The organism is Helicobacter suis (genome assembly GCF_902196125.1).
In the GTDB taxonomy this organism is placed as follows: Bacteria; Campylobacterota; Campylobacteria; order Campylobacterales; family Helicobacteraceae; genus Helicobacter; species Helicobacter suis_B.
On the sequence record NZ_CABIKG010000006.1, the window covers coordinates 66,137 to 86,421 of the forward strand.

At 39.3% G+C, this 20,285-nt stretch carries 15 protein-coding genes and 1 tRNA gene; 13 read left to right on the forward strand and 3 right to left on the reverse strand.

The window, feature by feature from the left end:
- Positions 1-12: 12 nt before the first annotated feature.
- The 13 genes from G6Q00_RS03285 (at position 13) to G6Q00_RS08445 (ending at position 17,730) form a co-directional block, all read left to right on the forward strand.
- Positions 13-282, forward strand: coding sequence for a WXG100 family type VII secretion target (locus G6Q00_RS03285; RefSeq protein WP_163531993.1), 270 nt, complete (start codon positions 13-15; stop codon positions 280-282).
- On the forward strand, positions 282-1,262 hold the full coding sequence (locus G6Q00_RS08525) for an HNH/ENDO VII family nuclease (RefSeq protein WP_240330956.1): 981 nt from the start codon (positions 282-284) through the stop codon (positions 1,260-1,262). Before G6Q00_RS03285 ends, G6Q00_RS08525 begins: the two co-directional genes overlap by 1 nt.
- A complete protein-coding gene (locus G6Q00_RS03295; RefSeq protein WP_163531994.1) occupies positions 1,259-1,591 on the forward strand; it encodes an SMI1/KNR4 family protein in 333 nt (110 codons plus the stop codon). Before G6Q00_RS08525 ends, G6Q00_RS03295 begins: the two co-directional genes overlap by 4 nt.
- Positions 1,578-1,799 (forward strand): hypothetical protein, encoded by a 222-nt coding sequence (locus G6Q00_RS03300; protein ID WP_163499046.1) that lies wholly within the window; start codon positions 1,578-1,580, stop codon positions 1,797-1,799. Before G6Q00_RS03295 ends, G6Q00_RS03300 begins: the two co-directional genes overlap by 14 nt.
- Complete coding sequence (locus tag G6Q00_RS03305) at positions 1,789-4,245, forward strand: FtsK/SpoIIIE domain-containing protein (RefSeq protein WP_163531995.1); 2,457 nt, start codon at positions 1,789-1,791, stop codon at positions 4,243-4,245. The genes G6Q00_RS03300 and G6Q00_RS03305 overlap by 11 nt, the downstream gene beginning before the upstream one ends.
- Positions 4,242-4,571, forward strand: coding sequence for a hypothetical protein (locus tag G6Q00_RS03310; RefSeq protein WP_163531996.1), 330 nt, complete (start codon positions 4,242-4,244; stop codon positions 4,569-4,571). Before G6Q00_RS03305 ends, G6Q00_RS03310 begins: the two co-directional genes overlap by 4 nt.
- Positions 4,564-5,235 (forward strand): protein phosphatase 2C domain-containing protein, encoded by a 672-nt coding sequence (locus G6Q00_RS03315; RefSeq protein WP_163531997.1) that lies wholly within the window; start codon positions 4,564-4,566, stop codon positions 5,233-5,235. Before G6Q00_RS03310 ends, G6Q00_RS03315 begins: the two co-directional genes overlap by 8 nt.
- Position 5,236: 1 nt before the next feature.
- Complete coding sequence (locus tag G6Q00_RS03320) at positions 5,237-6,577, forward strand: protein kinase domain-containing protein (protein WP_163531998.1); 1,341 nt, start codon at positions 5,237-5,239, stop codon at positions 6,575-6,577.
- Positions 6,571-9,801: a DEAD/DEAH box helicase gene (locus G6Q00_RS03325; protein WP_163531999.1), complete on the forward strand. Its 3,231-nt coding sequence runs from the start codon at positions 6,571-6,573 to the stop codon at positions 9,799-9,801. The genes G6Q00_RS03320 and G6Q00_RS03325 overlap by 7 nt, the downstream gene beginning before the upstream one ends.
- Positions 9,785-11,608, forward strand: a complete 1,824-nt coding sequence (locus G6Q00_RS03330) for a hypothetical protein (RefSeq protein WP_163532000.1) — start codon at positions 9,785-9,787, stop codon at positions 11,606-11,608. Before G6Q00_RS03325 ends, G6Q00_RS03330 begins: the two co-directional genes overlap by 17 nt.
- Positions 11,605-13,830: a restriction endonuclease gene (locus G6Q00_RS03335; RefSeq protein WP_240330957.1), complete on the forward strand. Its 2,226-nt coding sequence runs from the start codon at positions 11,605-11,607 to the stop codon at positions 13,828-13,830. Before G6Q00_RS03330 ends, G6Q00_RS03335 begins: the two co-directional genes overlap by 4 nt.
- Before the next feature lie 4 nt (positions 13,831-13,834).
- The gene (locus G6Q00_RS03340) at positions 13,835-16,870 is read left to right on the forward strand and encodes a hypothetical protein (RefSeq protein WP_163532001.1); all 3,036 of its coding nucleotides are present in this window, start codon (positions 13,835-13,837) and stop codon (positions 16,868-16,870) included.
- 683 nt (positions 16,871-17,553) lie between these two features.
- On the forward strand, positions 17,554-17,730 hold the full coding sequence (locus G6Q00_RS08445) for a hypothetical protein (protein WP_205426477.1): 177 nt from the start codon (positions 17,554-17,556) through the stop codon (positions 17,728-17,730).
- A 206-nt stretch (positions 17,731-17,936) separates the two neighbouring features.
- Here the strand turns inward: G6Q00_RS08445 and G6Q00_RS03350 are convergent.
- From G6Q00_RS03350 to G6Q00_RS03360, 3 genes are all read right to left on the reverse strand, one after another.
- Positions 17,937-18,011, reverse strand: a tRNA-Asn gene (locus G6Q00_RS03350).
- A 58-nt stretch (positions 18,012-18,069) separates the two neighbouring features.
- Complete coding sequence (locus G6Q00_RS03355; RefSeq protein ID WP_163532002.1) at positions 18,070-19,200, reverse strand: NAD(P)/FAD-dependent oxidoreductase; 1,131 nt, start codon at positions 19,198-19,200, stop codon at positions 18,070-18,072.
- Complete coding sequence (locus G6Q00_RS03360; protein WP_275896763.1) at positions 19,194-20,276, reverse strand: zinc-binding dehydrogenase; 1,083 nt, start codon at positions 20,274-20,276, stop codon at positions 19,194-19,196. Before G6Q00_RS03360 ends, G6Q00_RS03355 begins: the two co-directional genes overlap by 7 nt.
- Positions 20,277-20,285: the final 9 nt, after the last annotated feature.

A 20,285-nucleotide genomic window follows, 5' to 3' on the forward strand; every position in this document is an offset into this window, starting at 1 on the left:
TAAGGAGTGTTCATGCCAGTAATAGCAATTACCCCCGAGGAACTTCAAGTTTTTATCGGAGCAATTCAGAGTTTCATTCAGGCTCAACATGAAGCAAGCGCAAGCCTACAAGGGGCTTTTAACGCCCTAGGCGAAACTTGGAAGGATAGTAAAAAAGATCAATTTGAAAGCAGTTTTCAAGAACTTTTAGGTATTTTGGGGAGTTTTAAGGAAGAGGCAGAGGAGCAAATTAGGTATTTGCAACATGTCATTAGTATTTTAGAGCCTTACGGGAACCTTTAATGCATATTCAGATCAATGATCTTGGTGCTTTAAGTAGGAGTGCTGGGGCAATTTATGATACCGCTAACCAAAGTGCTGAAGCGCTAAATTCTATACTTAGTTTTATCAACCTTGCTATGCTAGATGCCACGCAAGAGCAAATACACACTAGTGGATTATTAGAGCAAGCGCGAGAAGAGGAGCAAAGACGGGTACAAATTGTACAAGAGTGTAAATCTGCTTTAATAGCAGCAAACAATGCCCTTGCTACATGTAATCCAGAAGAGGATGATGTGGCAAGCTTAGAGGATGATGTCGCCTCTTGTGAGGCAAATTTACGCGTAGCTGAGGATAGTTTAGAGCGTGCTAGCCATAATTGTACCAATATGCAAAGAAGGTTAGAGTTAGTCATGCAAGCTGTGCAAATCCTTAGCCAACTACACACTGAGTTAAGTTACATAGGACATGCTTGTCAGAATAAAATTGCCATCTTTGCCCAAATGGCGTGTGCCACTTTAGCCAAAGTACAAGAAATTGTATGCGCTTATGAAAACGCCTCTTTAAGGGGTGTAGAAGTTCCTGCTAGCCGTTTGAATCTTTCTATGGATTATGCATCGCTTAATAAATGTGGCCTAAATCTCAACCACTACAACTCTGTAGAGAAGAAATTTTTACAAGAGTCGCGTATTACGGTGGTGCGGGGCAAAATTGTGGCGCAAAGAAGCCATGTTTTTGACCCTAATTTTAAAGATGGGGCGGGGCATACCAATGTAGAACGCATGCAAAGGGGAAACGCCCCCATTGCTAAAGATAGGAAGGTTTTAGAGTTGCACCATTTGCACCAAGAAGACGATGGAATCATCATTGAGCTTACCAGTAGCGAACATAGGGGTTGTTACAAGGATTTACACGATGATAAAAAATCTAGCGAGATTGACCGTAAGGCATGGAGTCAATGGCGCAGGGAATATTACAAAGAGAGAGCAAAGGATGAGGCGTGAAACTCCCTAAAGAATTTGAAGAATACTTAGAAAAATATGGGCATTTTGATCTTGAGGGGTTAGAGATTTTTGGCAAGCTTGAAAATGGGGACATAGAAAACCTCCCCTCTTATGAGGCGGCCACAAAACTTTACAAACAAGACTACCCCCTACTAGATGATGAAATTGTGATTTATTTTGATGATTATTTAAATTGTATTGTAACTCTTAATGAAAAGAATGAAGTTTTTAGGGTGGAGTTTGAGGATCGGGTTAAAATTGCAGATTCTTTTCAAGAATGGTTTAAGCAATGTTTAGAAGATTTTGGGGTTAGCGATGCAAGAGTATAGCGATTTAGTGGGGAGTTTTGGGGCAGAACAAAGGGCTTTATTAGAGAATATGAATGATGCACTCGGGCAACGCATCAATGAGGATTTTTTAGACCCCATTGCAACGCAATTAAACCAACTTGCTGACGCTCAAGAAATGGCTTTAGAGGCGTGTAAAAAAGCCCAAGCCCTACTAGAGATTGCCAGAGCTATTGCCTATGCCGACTGATATTGATTATACCCATTACAACCAACTTTTACAACAATTAGATAAGCATTTACAAGCCTATAGAAAGGCTAAAGATCAAAGCTATCAAAAAAAAGAGCAAGAAAAGCACTATGAAGCTTGTATTAAAGAATTAGGGGATTTAGTAGAGCAGATTCGCAGCAAACAGCCCAAATTTGAAACTAAAATTGCCCTACAAAAATCCCCAAAATTCCCAAGCCATGTGATCACCTCACGCCTAGTGATTGAAGAAAATGAACTACACGCTAACTTTGAAAAAAAAGACCCCCATTATTTGCATTTACAAGAAATCCCTCTAAAACAAGCCCTTTACACTACAAACCCAGCCTTGTTTTCCTATGTTAAACATTTTCTATTGCGTGTGTTGCAACTAAGCCCGCTTAATAAGCTTGAACTTACGCTGATTGATCCTAAAACTCTAGGGATCACCTTTAATTTCTTGCGCCCCATTTTAGACAACGACTTTATTTACAAACAACGCATTTTAACCTATACAAATGAGATTGAGGAGGCTTTGCGCTTACTGGCAGATTACATGGAAAATCTCTTACAAAGGCAACTTTGTGGGGTGGCAAGTTGGCGCGATTATAACGCAAAACATCCAAAACAACTCCCCTTGCGTGTTTTAGTCATCCATGGGCTAAACCTCCAATTTTTTAACGACAACAGCTTTTTGTATTTGAGTCGTTTGGTGCGCTTTGGAAGTTTAGCTGGGATCAATATTTTTATTTGGCTTGAAGAACTTAAAGATAAAGAGTCTTCTAAAGTGCCTGAAAAGTGGATAGATTTTACAACCCTTTTAAAAGAATGTGCCCAAACTATTGGAAATTTTGATCTAAACCCTACAGATTTAAAACTAAAATTTGCTTTGGAACCAGACCCTGATTCTAAGCAATTAAATGTTTTCTTAGAGGAAATTAACCACGCCTACAAAAACACAAGCACTATTAAAGCTGTTTTAGAAGAGTTGTTAAACCAAGAGGAGTTTTTAAAGAAAAGTGCAGCTGAGGGGGTGAGTGTGCCCCTAGCATGGGATTGTAAGGAAAATGAAATCCGCTTTGAAGTAGGTTTTGCTGGGAGTGAGCCACACACTCTTATAGGCGGGCGTAGTGGGAGTGGTAAGAGCAATTTATTAAATGTCCTCATCGCTACGCTGTGTTTTTATTACCCACCCGAGGAGCTATCCTTGTATTTGTTAGACTACAAAGACGGGGTGGAATTTAATCTTTATACCAATCCTCCCTTGCCCCAAGCTTGCTTGATTGCTGTGAATAGTAGTGTGTCTTATGGGGTTAATGTCTTACAACACATCTTAGAGGAAAAAGAAAGACGCGCTAAACTCTTTAAAGAGGTGGACGCAACAGATTACATCACCTACCGACAAGCAGGTAAAACTTTGCCACGCATTATTCTTGTGATTGATGAATTCCAAACCCTTTTTAATGGCAAGGAAAAAGACATGGTGGAAGCTTATTTAGGGGATATTATCCGGAAAGGACGCAGTTTTGGTATCCATCTAGTTTTAAGCACCCAAACCCTAAGCGGTGTGAAAATGGATAGTAAGGGGCAATTGCTGGGTCAAATAGGTAACCGCTTGGTTTTAGCAATGAGCGCGGAGGATTCTAAAATCTTTTTAGGCGACAGACATAAATTGCCATTTAAAGGCAAGCCCTATGGTTTCTTTAACTTCTTTGCCGGTCAAGCAGAGAGCATAGAGGGTAAAATTCCCTTAGCTAAAAGAGAAAGTATTAAAAAAATATTGCAAGACTTGGGGCAAAAATACCCCAAAACAAAAACAAAAATCTTTGATGGTTACATTTTGCCTAGCATAAAAGAGAGTCGCTTAGGGGGCGAGGGCTTGCGTCTTGTTTTGGGCAAAATAGAAAACTTTAAGAGAGATGATTTTGTGGTGGAATTTAGACCACAAAAGGGGCAAAACTTGCTTTTATGTGGCAATAATTTCAAGAAGCAACAAGCATTGATTACTTGCTTAAAAGAAAATGCTAAGGCTTGTGGCTATACATGCATAGAAAATCAAGTCCCCTCTCTAACGGGTTTAGAAAAAACATTGGTGATTTTAGACAATTTTCAAAAACTAAAAAAATGGCATCCCCCACAAAGTTACTCAACCGACAAAGACACATCAAGTAGCTTTAAAGACCTTGAAAACCTTGTAGAGCGAGGGTGTAAAAGCAATATCCACATAATTTTAATAGGGAATCTCAAAACAGCCGATCCCACATTTAAAAATTTTTTTGATACATATTTTTATTTGCGTGTGGGCTTTAATTTGCGATCCAGTGCAGCAGCAAGTTTGTTCCAGATTGATATTCCAACAACGCAAGCAATTCAAGGGGCTAATGCAGTCTTTATGAGCACAGAAGAGGGGCAACTTGTGTCTTTCACTTTTTTTAAGGAATTGGCGTGATCACTCTTATCATAGACACTTCAGGGTCTATGCTAGAGCTGGGTAAAAAAGCGGGGGTTTTGCATTTAGCTCGCACTTTAAAACAAGCTTGTAAATCTTTGGGGGTGGATTTTAAGGTACTACCCTTAAAAGAAGCTAGGGGGGCTTTTAAGGCGGGGATTTTGCTTAGCGATGGTCTGTTTAAAGAGGAGATTAGCGTGTGCACAGCAGTTGGGGTAGGGGTAGATGCAAATCGTACACAGCTAAAAAAAATCAGCCAAGCTTATTTTGAGCCTGAGGAAATCTTAAACGCTTTGGTATTTGTTTTAGGTGGGGCTTGTGCGTAAGTGGGGCTTTAGAGCTTTTGGCGCATCTATTAAGGGTCCAAGAAAGGCGCACAACCAAGATGCTTACACTATCAAGCGCTATAAAGGACAATTAGTAGCTGTGGTGTGTGATGGACTTGGGAGCAAGCTACATTCTCAAAAGGGTAGTTTTACGCTGTGTGAAAGTGTGTTAGAGGTATTAAAAGTCTTTGATTGTGAGCGCCATAATTTAAAATTTTTTGCCCCTCTTTTAGCCACACTTTGGGCATGCCGCTTACACCCCTTAAAACTAGAGGATTGTTTAAGCACCCTGCAGATTGCTATCCTTACAGAGTCTAAAATTTATTTAGGCAAGGTAGGAGATGGTGAGATCGTGATTTGTGGAGCAAGGGAGGAGATTTTAAGAGAAGTAAAGGAGGGACCCGCACACAAAACTATGCCCTTTAATCAAGATACCCCCATTTCTTGGCACACCTACAACACTAAGGACATACAGGGTATTCTCATTTATACAGACGGGGTGGGCGAGATTTTGCAAGAATCTAAAGAACTTGACTTTGCAAGGGATTTTTTAAAGGCTTGCAAACGCGATAAAAGCCCTCAAGAAATCTTTGTTCAATCCTTAAAAAATGTAAATTTGAAATCTAGCGATGATAAGACTTTGATCGCCCTTTTTAAGGAGTGAAATGCAAGTACAAGATATTTTTGGGAATTTACACAATTTAGAGAAAGAAGCTCTAGCAGCAGGCGGACAAGGGCGGGTGTATAAAACTTTAGAGGGGGATGGGGTGGTAAAAATTGCTATCAATAATGGAGAAGAAATTACCGATGAAAACGCCATAGAAGAATTTTTACAAAAAGTAGATGCCTTGATTTATAAGCCTATCCCTAGAGATATTACTCTGATCCTTCCCCAAGCCACGCTCAAGGATAAAGCGGGTTATGTGATGCCTTTTTTAGAGGGGCTAGAGCCCTTACAAGTTTTATTTAAAGGTCCTAGTGCACTCAAAAAAGATAAGAGTCTGAAAATCCCCCCTTTTTGGGCTAAGTTGTGTAAAGATAATGAGGATTTACAACGCCTCTTTGCCCACTATATCCGCACAAATGGGGCGCGTTTTAGATTAAAACTTTTGGCAAAGTTAGCCAGTGTACTATTTAGATTACACGCTAGGGGGTTGATCTATTGCGATCTTTCCTGTGCTAATGTCTTTTTTGGGAATAAAGATTTAGAAAACCCTCCTATTTGCCTCATTGATGCAGACAATGTCTGTTACATGGGTGAATCTATTTGTATTGGCACCCCTGATTATCAAGCCCCCGAGTTGTTTGAAGGGCAAAGAAATAGCATTGAGAGTGATATTTATTCTTTTGGGATTGTGGCTTATTGGTTGCTCACCACCTTGCACCCATTTAAAGATGGAGCTATGGACGACATGGAGGGAGAACCCCACACCCGCCCTTTTATTGAGAGTCAAAAAGACAAACGCAACGCTGCTAACATCTATTTTTCTTTAGACAATATTTTAGATGATAAGACCAAAGAGCTTTTTTACGTGTTGTTTGAAGCGAGCAAGGATTTAAGCAAAAGATCAAGTTTAATCCTCTTTGCTAGGGCTTTAGAGGGCGATGCTCTTATCTGTTTAGAGTGTTTAACATGTGGCATGCACTACAAGGATAGCCTAGAGCTTTGCCCCTATTGTGATGCACCTAAACCTAAAAGGTTGTGTGCTGAAAGTTATTTTTTAGATGGCTTATATGCGCGCTTTAGCGCAACGATCAAAGAAAAGGATTTTTGCCTCTCTTTGCCTACATTGTTATTTAAGGGCATGGTTTTAGACTTCCAAGCCCCCTTTCTTTATGTGCGCCCTACAGCCTTAGAATTTGAGCACTACGAGGGGATTTTTATCAATAAGAAAAAGTTAGACGATCCTAAAAAATATCTAGAATCTACAGATTTGCAACAAGGTTTAGAAATCCAATGTAAAAATTTTAGTGTGCGTCTATGGATTGAGGAGGGTAAATGTTAGAACTTAAAAATATCCAAACAGCTACATGTTTAGAAGATATAGAGGTATTGGATTGTAACATTAAAGAGCATTTAGACCCCCCTAAAAATAGCCAATACCACCCTATTTTGGGATTTTTAGAATTAAAAGAGGGTGAGGCGAATTTACATGCCCAAGATAAGTGGATTAAGGTTAAATTCCGCCATGAAGGACAAGAAAGAGAGATAAGAAGTCTTGCCGAGCGTCGCTCCGTGAGCTTAGCGCGTATTAAAAACATCTATAAGCCCAAAAACCCCAAAGAACCCCAAATCTTGATTTTAGATGTGATCTTTTTTAGCTCACCACTCAAATATGGGGATAGAGAGATCGCTATTAACGATTCTTTTAATGCAAAACTTAAAATGTACAAACCCAGCAAAGAACCGCTCAAAAAGATTTGCACTTTAGAGATCAATAAAGAATCCTATTTTATCATCAGTTCCCCAAAGATTCTTGAGGATATTAAGAGACCTTCAAAAAAGCCTAAAGACTCAGAAAAAGAGAAGGAAAAAGAGGAAACTTCTTATCTTTTATATGCCAATGATCTTGTTTTAGGCATTAAAGAGGAAGAAAAGGCATGGGCGCAAGATGTAGAACGCGTAGAGGAAGTGCGAGACGATCGCTTAATCTTAGTACAAGGGACTTTAGAATTTAAAGACCGCACTATACAGGTGATTTACAAACAACTTTTAGCCAATCAAGATACCGGCAATTATTTAAGGGTATGGGAAGATTATTTGGTTGCTGCTTGTCATGATGTTTTAGAAAAAGTACGCTCTTTTCACTACCAAGAGATCAAACAAGTAGAACACACAGGAGCTGGAAAAGTAAAGATTACCCTAGAGAACACGCAACACTTAAAAGAGGGAGATTTGTTGTGCTTGTGTGAGAAAATCCCTAAAGAGTTGGAGGAACTTCAAAAGATAAACTTAGAGGATAAACAAGCGGTTTTAGAGTTTATGACAAAGGAGGATAAAAGATCACAAGATCAAAACACTACAGGCAACAAAAACGCACAATTAGAGATCAAATATATAGAGCCTGGAAAAGTTGAGGTGCAAACAAATCAAGGATTAGAACAACTTAGGGGGCGGTTTTTATCTGTGGATTATCAAGGTGATAAATCCCAATTTAACCGCCAATATAAAGCCTTAAAAAAAGCCCAAGAGGGTAAAAGTGCTAACCCCAATCTTTTTTTAGTTTTAGACATTGAGAGTAAAAATGAAACAAGTCAAGGGGATTTAAAAAACCTTTTAGAGTCCATGCATGCCCAACCTATTTTAGCTCTAAGCCAAAAAGTCAAAGACAAAATCTTTAAAAACCCCCCAACAAAAACCCAAGAAAAAGCCATTAAAATCGCGCTTAATACTCCAGACATCGCTATTATTCAAGGACCTCCTGGTACGGGCAAAACCACAGTGATCAATGCCATTTGTGAGCGGCTTTATGAGCAAGCATCTACACAGGATTTAAAAGGATTGGTTTTAGTGTGTGCGCATGGACATGATGCTACAGAAAATGTCCAGGGGCGTATCAATATAGGGGGCTTACCCACCCAGAAATTTGGGGAGAAACAAGGCGAAGATGATGGGGGTGATCATGCCCTACAAGAATTTTTAGAAAAGATTGCTAACAACGCTAAATCTCAAATCCAAGACTTTAGCCAAAAAGAATTGATCTATAAACTAGAAAAGGCTTTAAATCAGTACAAGCAAGCCCCCTTGACCGCTTTAGCTTTCTTAGAGTGGGTGGGGCAGGAGTACCGCTTTGTGCTTGATGATGCAAAAGATGCAAAATTACAAGATAAATGGGAGGGTTTAAAAACACAATTTAGCCCTAAACCCTATGATATTTGCCAACTAGCCCCCATTTATGCTATACGCACTTTGCAAGAAAGTTTTAATGATGATGGTTTGGTGCGCCACCAAGAGTTTTTGCTCAGCCCCTTTAAAGAGGCATTAAACAAGGAAGAAAAAGAACTTTTACAAGCCACACAACCGGATTTTAAAAAACTCCAAGCATTGCGCCAACGCTTGCTTGAGCAATGCGCCCCCAAGCCGCATTTTTCTAGGGCAAAGTGCAATGAAGATGTGATAGATTTTGCTAACACCCTTTTGGATAAACTTAAAAATTTCACCACTACTGATAAAATCAGCCAAATCCTTTTAGAGTATGTCCAAAACCTTAAACCTGATATAAATATGCGCTCTTTCCTCGCCGATTATGGTTTTGTCTTTGCCAGTACCACCGGACAAGTGGAGAAAGCCCTTAATGCAAAAGCCAAACGAGCTTTTAACGATAAAGAGGATCGGCGTTACTTTGATACGGTGATTATAGATGAGGCAGCTAGGATTCTCCCTTTAGATTTGCTCTTAGTGATGGTGCGCGCTAGAAAACGCATCATCTTAGTAGGCGATCACCGCCAGTTACCCCCCATCATTGAGGATAAAATCTTAGACAAAATTAAAGGTGGAAAAGATGAGGAGGTAAGAGCAGAGATAGAAGATCAAATTAAAAATAGCATTTTTGGCAAATTAAAGGAGAGGGCAAAAGAGTTAGAAGCTATTGATGGCAAAGAGCGCCAAGTTACTTTAGATCAGCAATATAGAACCCACCCAAGTTTAGCGCAGTTGGTAAGTGCAGTGTTTTATGAGCCCTATAAAGAGGGCTATAAATCCCCCCTAGATGCCATCCATTTTAAACACCCCCTTATAGAGGGTAAACCTTGCGCTTGGGTAGATGTGTCTGGACGGGAAGAAAAAGTGGGGACATCATGGATGTGTAAAACAGAGGCAAAGCGCATTTTAGAGCTATATAAGGAGTTTTACCAACAAGCCCCCGATCTAAGTTATGGGATCATCACCTTTTATAAGGAACAAAAGAAAGTTTTGTGCGAAGAGTTTAAAAAGTTAGAAAATTTAAACACTTTAGAGAGTTGTGGGAAGTTGCGTATAGGTACAATTGATGCTTTTCAGGGCATGGAATTTGACATTGTAATTCTCTCTATGGTGCGCTCTTACTTTAGCGAGTTTCTTAAGGACCCACACCGCCTTTGTGTGGCGATGAGCCGCCAAAAAAAGGCGTTGGTTGTGGTGGGGGATTTTAAATTCTTTGACAAACCCCAAACCAAAGAGCAAGCCCCCGGAATCTATGCTTTTATAGAATTGTGCAAACAGGAGGGCAAGATTTATGAAAATTCTAAGTAGCCCAGCAGATTTAAAAGACAACAATTTAAAAGACATTTTAATGCCCTGCTATCTTTATCCCGTGTGGTTAAGGGTGCAGAGCAACAGCTTTGCTTTAAACCTTATAGAGCGTACTGCCTTGAGATTAAAAGAGGCTAAAGTCTCTAATGATAAATTGGCAAAAATGCTAGGTTTAGTGGGCAATGGGCTTGATTTAAGCGAAATATTGCCCAAAATCTTAGAAAAGATCACCCAAAATAACCCGGGTTTGCAAGAGACAAAAGAGATAGAGGAGACTAAACTTGTCTATTTTTTACAAGATTCTTTGAGTGGAAAGGTTTTAGAGAAAGTCTTTGCTACAGAGCCACAAACAATTTTACCTACAATTTTACCTAGCTACATAGATAAACAAGTCTTTTTTAAATCAGGACAAAAGGAAGTAAGGGCTTATTATATTAAATGCAAACCTCAAGAAAAACCACTAGACAAACCTCAAGAAAAACCACGCAATCCAACACCCCAACAGCTTAAAATAGCCCTTAAGCGTCATAATGAATACCACCCACAAGAACGCTTAAATGGCGAACCTAAGGAGGTTTCAAATGGGGAATTTATTTATTTGCATTGCAAGCTTAGTGTGCTTAATAATGGAGAATTTAACATGAGTGATGGGTTTGGGGGGTCTTCTTATGTGCTGTATAAAAGTTTTGAAGAGAATGCCCCTGATAATTTACAAGAAGAGCTACGCAACCAATCTAAAACAGAGATCAAAGCCCATCAACAAATCCAAGAAACCCCTTTTGTAAAGCCCACAAAATACGACAGTACGATTAAAAGTATTGAAAGTAAATTTAAAAACAATCCAAAAACAGTCTGTGCGGATTTATTTAGTCTGTGTGAGAACATATTAAAAGATTTTGCAAAAGTACAAGGAGATATCCGCATAGAAATAGTGGAGCAAAACGCCCAAAAAATGGGGTTTGAGTTGGGAGATGAGGTGCTTTCTTGGCTTGGCAAAGAGGAGTTAAATATCCAATTACATTTAAAATATTTATTGCAAGAACAGGATCAAAAACTTGTTAAGATAGCTAGCAAATACCCTTACTTTATCCATAGCCTTAGGGAACTAAATTTATACAGGAATCTAACAAGCCATGGGGGTAAAGCAGGGCAAGATGATCGCCTTAAAACCTTAGATCCTGCCAAAATCATGGAGTGGAGAGATCAAGTTTATACCCTAGTGGAAGTATTTTTAGACAACCTTAGAAAAGAAGATATACCAGAGACCCATGAGACAGAATATCACCAACAAAACGCCGCCATTGAAGCACGCAACCAATTTAGCCGGCTGTGGGATCGTTTAGAAAAGGAGGCTAAAAATGAACTTATAAATGTGTATTTTTACCTAAGTGTAGACATGCAAAGTTATCAAGGTATAGCACATAAAGAAGTCGTGGGTAACCTTTATATGCTTTTTGAAAGGGTTTTTAGCAAACTAAATGGAGAAAATAGCCCCACAAAATGCTCTAAAGCCACACTCACCGCTAAATTACCTACCGGATGCAAGGCTTTAAAAGAGGTGAGGCAAGATTATTTAACAAAGGCTTTTTCGGGCCGTTTAGCAAGTTTGGGGGCGTATTTTTTAGTATTTTTAAGCTATGCAAAACCCACAGAAGAGCAAATATGGCTTATCAACAATCTTGTAGATTATAGAGGGCATGGCAATGAGATTAATCCCGCCCTAGCCCGTCTAAGCCCTGAGGATTTAACAGATTTGGCACAAGAAGCTTTAGACTATCTTAAAAATTTAATTGGAGAAATGGCATGACAGAAGCAGAGATTAAACAAAAAATAGCAGAAGCTAACGAAAAGATAGAAGAAGCTAGGCAAGAGCTACTTGCCCAAAGAAATGCCCTAGAGGAAGAAAAAAAGGTTTTTTCAAAGAAAGAACAAAAACTACATGAAGAAACCCAAAAGTTCCAAGACTTTAAAGAGTTTTTACAAGAGAGCGAAAGATACAAGGCAGAACGCAAAACAAGTATCGAACTAGAACTCAGGCAGTATTCTAGCGAGCGCAAAGAGGAAATTGAGCAGGAATTGCAAAAAGAATTAGAACAACAAAGTATAAAGGGTATGCAGGATTTTAAAACGCAGTGCAATCAAATCTTACAAAACTTTAATGAGAACACCAATAAAGCCATGCAGGAATTAAAGGCTAAAGGAGATGCGCTTGCTGAGCAACAAACCCAAATCCTTACAAAAGAATCAGAACTCAATCTTAGAGAACAACAAGTACAGGCTAAGGAACAAGCCCTAGACAACTTTGAAACTAAAATGAAAGATGAGGCAAGAGAAGAGGTAAGAGAAGAGATTGAATTATATCAAAGACAAATTGAGGAACAAAAGAAGTGTAATGAGCGTTTGCACGATGAAGTAAGCGAAATTTACACACTCAAAGATGAGTTGCGCCAATGCAAACAAGAGGAACGCTACAAACAACTAGAGAGTTTAGAAAAAGAAAATAAAAGATTAGAGCAGGATTTAAAAAAGCAACAAGAGGAACATAACGATCTTAAATTAGCTTATGAAAACCTCACAAAGGAAGAAAACGACACTCTTAGATATCTCCAAGCAGAAAATAAGACGCTTAGAGATAGAGCCGGGGATCTTGAGAGTACAGAGGGTGAACTGAGGCATTTAAAGGAGGACAAAGAGAGACTAAAGCGAGAAGTGGATATTTTAAACCAAGAAATTTTGGCAAGAGATGAAAAAATCCAGAACTTGCTCTCTCAGTATAAAAGCACGGCTAAGCAAACAGAGGGGCGCATTAACAGCGTACTAGATCAAATTCAAAGACACACCCACCCAAATCTCAACCACGAACGGCTAGAACTTACCAATGAAATAGAGTACCTAACCCATATCCAAACCGGGATTGCAAATTTAGGCATTATTTATTCTACCCGCCTCCTTTATGCTTTCCACACCGCCTTAAAATCTGCCACCTACTCTCCTCTTAGTGTACTCTTGGGAGTCTCTGGTACGGGTAAATCTGAATTACCTAAACTCTACGCTCATTTTGGAGGCTTTAACTTCTTAGCCCAGCCCGTTCAGCCTACTTGGGACAGCCCAGAATCAATGATGGGGTATTTCAACATGGTGGAGGATAAATTTGACTCCACAGAAATTTTGCGCTTTTTTGTGCAGACCACTTATAGTAGCCGTTTTGTAACAAACAATGCGGAGGATAAAGATTTTGGTCTTCAAGAGGGAATGAACTTAATTTTGCTTGATGAGATGAATTTGGCGCATATTGAGCAATATTTTGCGGAGTTTTTAAGCAAGTTAGAGCAAAAGCGCACAGGCACAGGTGTAGTTAATATTGGAATCAAGCTGGGTACTGGTATTTTTTGGGAACGCCCTTTAGGGGATAATTTATTATGGGTGGGAACAATGAATGAAGATGAAAGTACAAAAGCACTCTCAGATAAAGTTTTAGATCGAGCTTTTTGTTTAAACTTCCCAAGACCAAAAAAACTACAAGGGCTAAAACTCCAACAAGAAAATCAGAAAAACCCCTACACTTTTAAATATCTCCCTAAAGAAATTTGGGAAAAATGGCAAAAAGAACGCTTTTTAGGGGATTTGGAGCGCTATAACAAGCTTGCAAGCCAGATCAATAAAGAGTTAACAAAGACCGGGCGAGCAATTGGGCATCGGGTGTGGCAGGGTATAGAATTTTACATGCGCTCCCATCCTCTAGTTTTGCACTACCAAAACGAGGATAAGAAACGCGATTTAGCTTTAAAATTTGCCTTTGAAGAACAAGTGGTGCAAAAGATTGTACCTAAATTGCGTGGGTTAGAGATGGAGGATACGGGAAAAACCACTTTGACTGCTATTAAGGATTTATTAGAACAAGAAGGGCTAGGTTTGGGAGCAGATTTTGAAAACGCTATCAAGAATGATTATCGCCAATTTATTTGGAATAGCGCAGACTATCTAAGTAATGCAGAATGGGAAACTTTATTGCCTAAAAATGTTAATTAAGGAATTGTATTTACCAGAAAATATAGAGCGTTTAAAAATCCTTAGTTGGTTACGCCAAAATAGCGGGTTTGACTTGGGTACGGGTAAATTTAAAACCCCCGATCTCTTTAGTTTTTTAGAAAATTTATTAGACTTTTCTTACACGCAAACCCTCTACAAAGATGATTTTTATTATCTTTTGTGTTATGTCAAAAAACCCCTAGAGGTTTTACTCACTAACCCCCACACCAACACCAAGCGCACCCACATTAAAAAACCTATTTCTCTAGCAAAAGAATTTGATGTGCGCTGTGCACTATGGCTTGCCAAACAACCCGGCTACACTATAAAAGATAGGTTGAAAGATAATAAAATCCTAGCGGTGCAAGGATACCAAGAGGTGGACACTACAGAAAATAAGCTTTTGAAACGCTTTGTCAAACAGGTTTTATACACCGCCTTGTTGCGCCAAGACTTAAAAGAGTTTGCCCCTCTCTTTGCTAAAATGCGCCATTGGCTAAGAAGTCAAGAGGCAAGCCAAATCCAAGAAGACCAGCACATTACACCTAATAACATTCTATTACACCACCCCCACTACAGCAAAATTTTTAAGGCACACCAACAACTCAACCGTCCACTAGAACTCCCAAAGCTCTCTTTAAAGAATCTTTTAAACCTAGAAATGCTGATGATCTTGCATTTTTGGAGTGATGTTAAAATCTTACCCTGTGTCTTAGAGATAGAAAACTTTAATCTAGCTGATTGTCTTTTAGATTGGAGCTTGCCCACTGCTAACCTCTACTCTTTTGAGAATATTAGAAAAACAGCGCTACAGATTTTAAAAGAACTGAGTATTTTAGACTCCAAAAAAACTGCCTTTTATCTAAGAAAACCCATAAAATCTATTTGTATAGACCTTTTTCAAGATAGCCCACCTGCGCTCTTAGACGGTGTGTTTAAAACCCTACCCCCACTCACTAAACAAAAACTCAATGGTGTATGGATCAACGCTAACAATGCTAGGATTTTGAATTTAGGCGGGTGTTTTACCCTGCCCAGAGCTTTAAAGGATTACAAAGATCAAAGCCTAGAGGCTTTCAAGGCATTTTTACAGGATTTTAAAGAGCGCTTTAAATTTGCCAGTTTAAATTATTTGATTCCAGATCATGTGGATCTTCTAGATTTTAGACCCCTAAAAGCAGCTATTGCTGCACATTTTTACGCCTCTAGGGGTTTGCCTAAAAGCGTGGTTAGTGCTTTTAAATATTTAAAAATATCCAAACCGGGCGATACCCTCTTTATTATCATTAAAGAGTCCTCAGACTTTTGGGTTACGCCCTTGTTAGTAGAGACTACCCCTGAGGGCTTAAGATTTGTGCGCTACCCCACGCATTTAGTAGATATTAACAATCAAACAGATAAAGAAGCATTAGAAGAAGCATTAAAGAAGTCTTACCGTAAATACACCAAAATTTTTAAAGATAAGATTTTGTATATCCCCCCTCCAGAACCTAAAGAACTTTTAGAAAATATGCAAGCTGTGCTTACACTAATAGAGGCGGGCAAATCCCTCTATAGAGATCACTTGCCTAATCTCTCTATTGAGTTTTTTGATGGGAAGTATTTTAAAAACTTCACACTAGTAGATGAATCTAGCGAATTGGAAGGAAGTCTTATTAACATTAAAGAACTCTTCATACTAGAGGCACACACAGACACACATATTTTTAACTTAAATATCGCTGACAAATCAAGTCCCTACCAACTCCGCCTAATAACTAAACCTCAAGATCAAGGCATTAAGTGTAAAGTGGAACTAGAATACCGCTATGAAGATGAAAACCCCTATCATATCCGCTTTATCCCTATAAAAAATCCTGACCTTAGCATTACCGCTAACATTAAAGAAAAATGCTTTAACAAAGAAGTGTATCCCAAGTTCCCTCAAATACAACAGCTAGAAGAGCACTTTGTTAGAAAAATCGCCAATCTTCTTAATTATGTGTTAGTACATGTGCCACAAGAGGCGAAGAAGGGAGTAGATAGAAAAACAGGTGATTACTATATAGACTTAGAATGCCCTTCACATAATCCCTCTGTAGTCCGCCTTTGGTATGGTTATACACAAAATGGGCAAATAGAATATTTTTCTCAATGTAATGCAAAAATGTTAGAGCCAAACACCACTCTAATGGCTCAGGTTAAAATCACACCAAACAATAACACCGTAGTCGCAGGCTACACCACTAAAGAGGGACAACGCATCCGCTTCATAGAAACTTTGGAAGATTACTTTAAAAAATTAGGAAATAGTTTTTCATCTATTTTTAAAAACAAACGCCCCTTAGATCAGGTTTCTAAAGAGTTGCAAGAAGCAATCCATGCATGCTTAAATAAACCTCAATCAAATGTACCCATAAAAGAATGGATAAAATGCGTTGCTCCCCTAGGGCATTTACTAAACTCTAAACAACAAGCTTCACTCACCCCTTACTTTAAAGAGGTTTTTAGCATTGAGAACCGCGATATTGCTACTTTTAAATTCTTAGGCTACTACCTAGCTAGCACACAATCACAGGAGATTTTAGAATATACATTGAGTTTACAACTACCACACTTGCAAACATTTGTGATACAAATAGCCCTATGGCATGTGGAGGATTTTTACAAACTCCTAAAACAAGAAACTTGTCAGAAACTTTTAGAGAGTACTTTAAAAAACATGCAGAAGAGCTTTGAAAAACTAAAGGGTGGGGATGATAAAAACCTAAATCATTTAAGCAATTCTCTAATTACTCTTCTAGGTCTTTTACGCACTATAAGATTAAATGGTTATAATTTGCTCATGCTCCAAGACAAATTGACAGGGGATTTTGTCAATCTTATCGATGACATTGCCCACTATTGTCTAAATAATGGGCTAGAAATTAGGTGTGAGTACAAATTAAATTTAAACAATTTGGGGATTAATATTCCATCAGAAGAAAGTATACAAATTTGCTACATCGCGCATTTATTTTTAAACAATGATGAAAAGGTTGCCAAACTCAGTATTGGTTAAAAAAGACCTTATACGCTCCAAGACGCTAAATCTTTACGACTGAAAACTTCATCAAAAAATCCAAAAAAGGTATGAAGGAGTATAGATATGAAGAGTGATTACATTAAAAAGGAAATTTCTTATATTTCCTCAAGCGTGCTCAGTAGTAGCGTAGATAACTATGTAAATCCTCTTCCATGCAGATTTACAAAATAAAAATTATTTTGATTAATAGCGGTGATTCTACCCCATTACCCACGCGCCATAAAGCCCCTAGCTTTAGCTAAGCAGATTAAAGCCCCATGCTAAAGATTTTGTGCTATAACCGCCAGAGTAAGGGTTTCACTTTTGGAGGAGAAACTGGTAGACTACTTGGCATGCAGGTTTTAATAATCCCGTCAATCCCCTAGCTTTCTATGGGGAGTATGTCAATGCCATGCTTTCCACATCTTATTAGTAAGCAGGTAAGCAAGCTCTTTGATGTGTTTTCTCAGGCGATCGAGTAATACCACTGTAATGGGGCATTCAAGGCATTTTCTCTCTCAAGGTAAAACATGCTCTATTTTGTGCTTTCTTTAGTGGAGATTTCTAAGTAGTTTAAGGGGTGCTATGGTTTAGAGGTAGGTAGCAAAGGCTGAAATCATTTTAGCGATGATCTATATTCAAGAGAGTCCGCCTATTGCAGTGGCTTTCAAAATAACCAGATGATCGAGCTGGGCTTTATCGCTACTAGTATGGGCACGGACATCACTCTAACCATTGAGAGACTCAATAATCTTAAGACTATCTTAGAAGTAGGCGGGACTGGGAGTAGTAAACTCTGCCCCAAAATTGGTATTTTGGGTGCGCTTACACAGCTTAGGAGTGGATATGTGGGCTAAGAGCAGGGCATTTATGTTAAATTTGGCCTAGCTAGCACAGAGCTTTTAGAGATTATGCGATGGTCTCACTGCACAATTACGCATGACACACTTTCATAAAAGCTAGACCTTTTTTTCAAGTAGATTTTTTTAAGTGGGATTTAAACTCTGCTAAAATCTTGATTCTATTAACCAAAAGCCACAGAGTTTAGATTTTACTTTTAGAGTGGCTCCAGATGTAGGATTCGAACCTACGACCAAGCGGTTAACAGCCGCCTACTCTACCGCTGAGCTAATCTGGAACAAAAACTTAACTATAGCACTTTTTAAAAATCTTGTCAAGCTTAAAGCCCTCAAGCCTCACTTTGCTTGCAAAAGACATTTCCAGCGCCATTCTATGTATTTTTTTAACCATAGGCTTAATTTGCCCTCAAGATTAATGCCACCAACACTACCAATGCCATAGCCCATACCAATGGAACAAATACTCCCCTTTGGTTTAAAAATAAAGGGTTGTTTAGGCCGCTGTTTAGCAATTACATGGATAAATTGTTCTCCTAAATACGCCCCCATTTGGCTAGCTAGTTGGGCTGTTGGAGCATAGGGTCTATTGGTTTTGTCTTTAAAAAGGGCACAATCACCCAGTACAAAAATCCCTCGATCCTCTAATCCTAAAGGTTGTAAAAAGCTATTGACCTCCACCCTGCTACGCACACTTTTAAAAAGAGAAGAATTTTCTATCACTAAATTTCCCCGCACCCCACAAGTCCAAATAATAAAATCTGCTTTAATTTCTCTTTTTATATGGTTTTGCTCCACAACCACGCAATCATGCCGGCACTCTAAAATCCTAGCCCCCACTTCTAACTCTACGCCTAAATGCTGCAAATAAGCCACTCCCTTTTGTACTAACTTAGCTTTAAACATGGGTAAAATACCGGGCAAAGCCTCTATACAGGTGAGTTTGAAGGGTTGAGAAGCGCATAAATTAGGGAGTGTGTGGCTTAGCGCGCCTAAAAGTTCTATGCCGCTAAATCCCCCCCCACACACCACCAAAGAAAAAGGGCGCGCTTGATCACAAGTTTTAATCGCTTGGAGTAGAGCTTGGTGTGTGGCCTGTGCGCCTATTAAATTAACTAGGCTATGGGCGTGTGATTCTACGCCCGGTATTTTAAAACTATCGCTATGAAAACCTAGCCCTACAATTAGTTTATCATAGGTATAACTAGCGCGCTCTCCTAGCACTTTTCCCTCTTGGATTTGCAAAACACAATCTTGGATAAACTCCACCTCAGGGGGAAGAATGGCGCTAAGCTCTAAAGTGTATTGCCCCTTAATCCCTGCTAGCACCTCATGCAAAAGCACGCTAAAGTAATGCACAGGGCTTTGAGAAATAAGTGTAAAATGACAAGTTTTTAAAAGCCTCTTGGGCAAAGCCTTAATAAATGCTAGCGATGCATACCCCGCCCCTAAAATAAGTACCTTTACCATTTAAGATTCACAACAGGTTTAATAAAATTTTTGGGCTTATCTTTCATCCATGCTAGAGCTTGGGCGATAGCCTCAAATTTGCCCTCTAATTTATGCGTGATAATGGGCTTAACATCTAATTTTTGTGTTTGTAAAAGCCGTGCGAGTTTTTCCATGCGATAGCGCCCCCCGGGAGTTAAACTGCCCTTAATGGTTTTATGCCCCATGCCTACATTCCAGTTTAAACGAGAGAGGCGTAAATAATCCCCGCTCCCAAAATAATTAACATTAGAAATAATACCCCCGCCCACCACACATGCGCATGCATCGCTTAAAATATCCACCCCTCCTCCTGCGATTAACACCTTATCTGCCCCTACGCCCTTTGTAATTTCTAAAATTTGCTCTTGTAAAGGGGCTTTTGTAAAGTCAATAAAATGGGTTGCGCCGTAATGTTTATGCGCCACTTCATAGCGAAAAGGTACACAATCTATTGCATAAATTTCACTCGCTCCCATTAAATTTGCCCCTGCTAGTGCCATTAACCCTACTGGACCCAGCCCAATTACCGCTACTCTATCCCCGGGCATAATCTTTGCCTCTTCAGCGCAATGAAACCCTGTAGTTACCATATCACTTAACATCACCGCATCAATAGCCTCTACCCCTTCTGGTAAATGCCCTAAGTTTGCATCGGCATCGTTGATATGAATCTTTTCAGCAAACACACCGTCTTTAAAATTAGAAAATTTCCACCCTGAAAGCGGGGCGTTTTCATGTTGGGGATAACCCCTTTGAGCCCCTAAAGAACCCCAGTTGGGTGTGATTGCTGGAATGATCACCTTATCACCCTCTTTAAAATCTCTAACTAAATGCCCCACCTCTAGCACTTCGCCCACACCTTCATGCCCTAAAAACATGTTATGGCGCTCCCCAATGCCGCCTTCATAACAGGTGTGTAAATCTGAAGTACAGGGCGCAACTGCAATCGGGCGCACCAGCGCATCTAGGGGGCCACATTCTAATTTTTTGCGCTCTGGCATCACCGTTTCTAAGTATTCTTTTTCAATAATATCTACTTTTCCAATACTTAGCATAGCAAAACC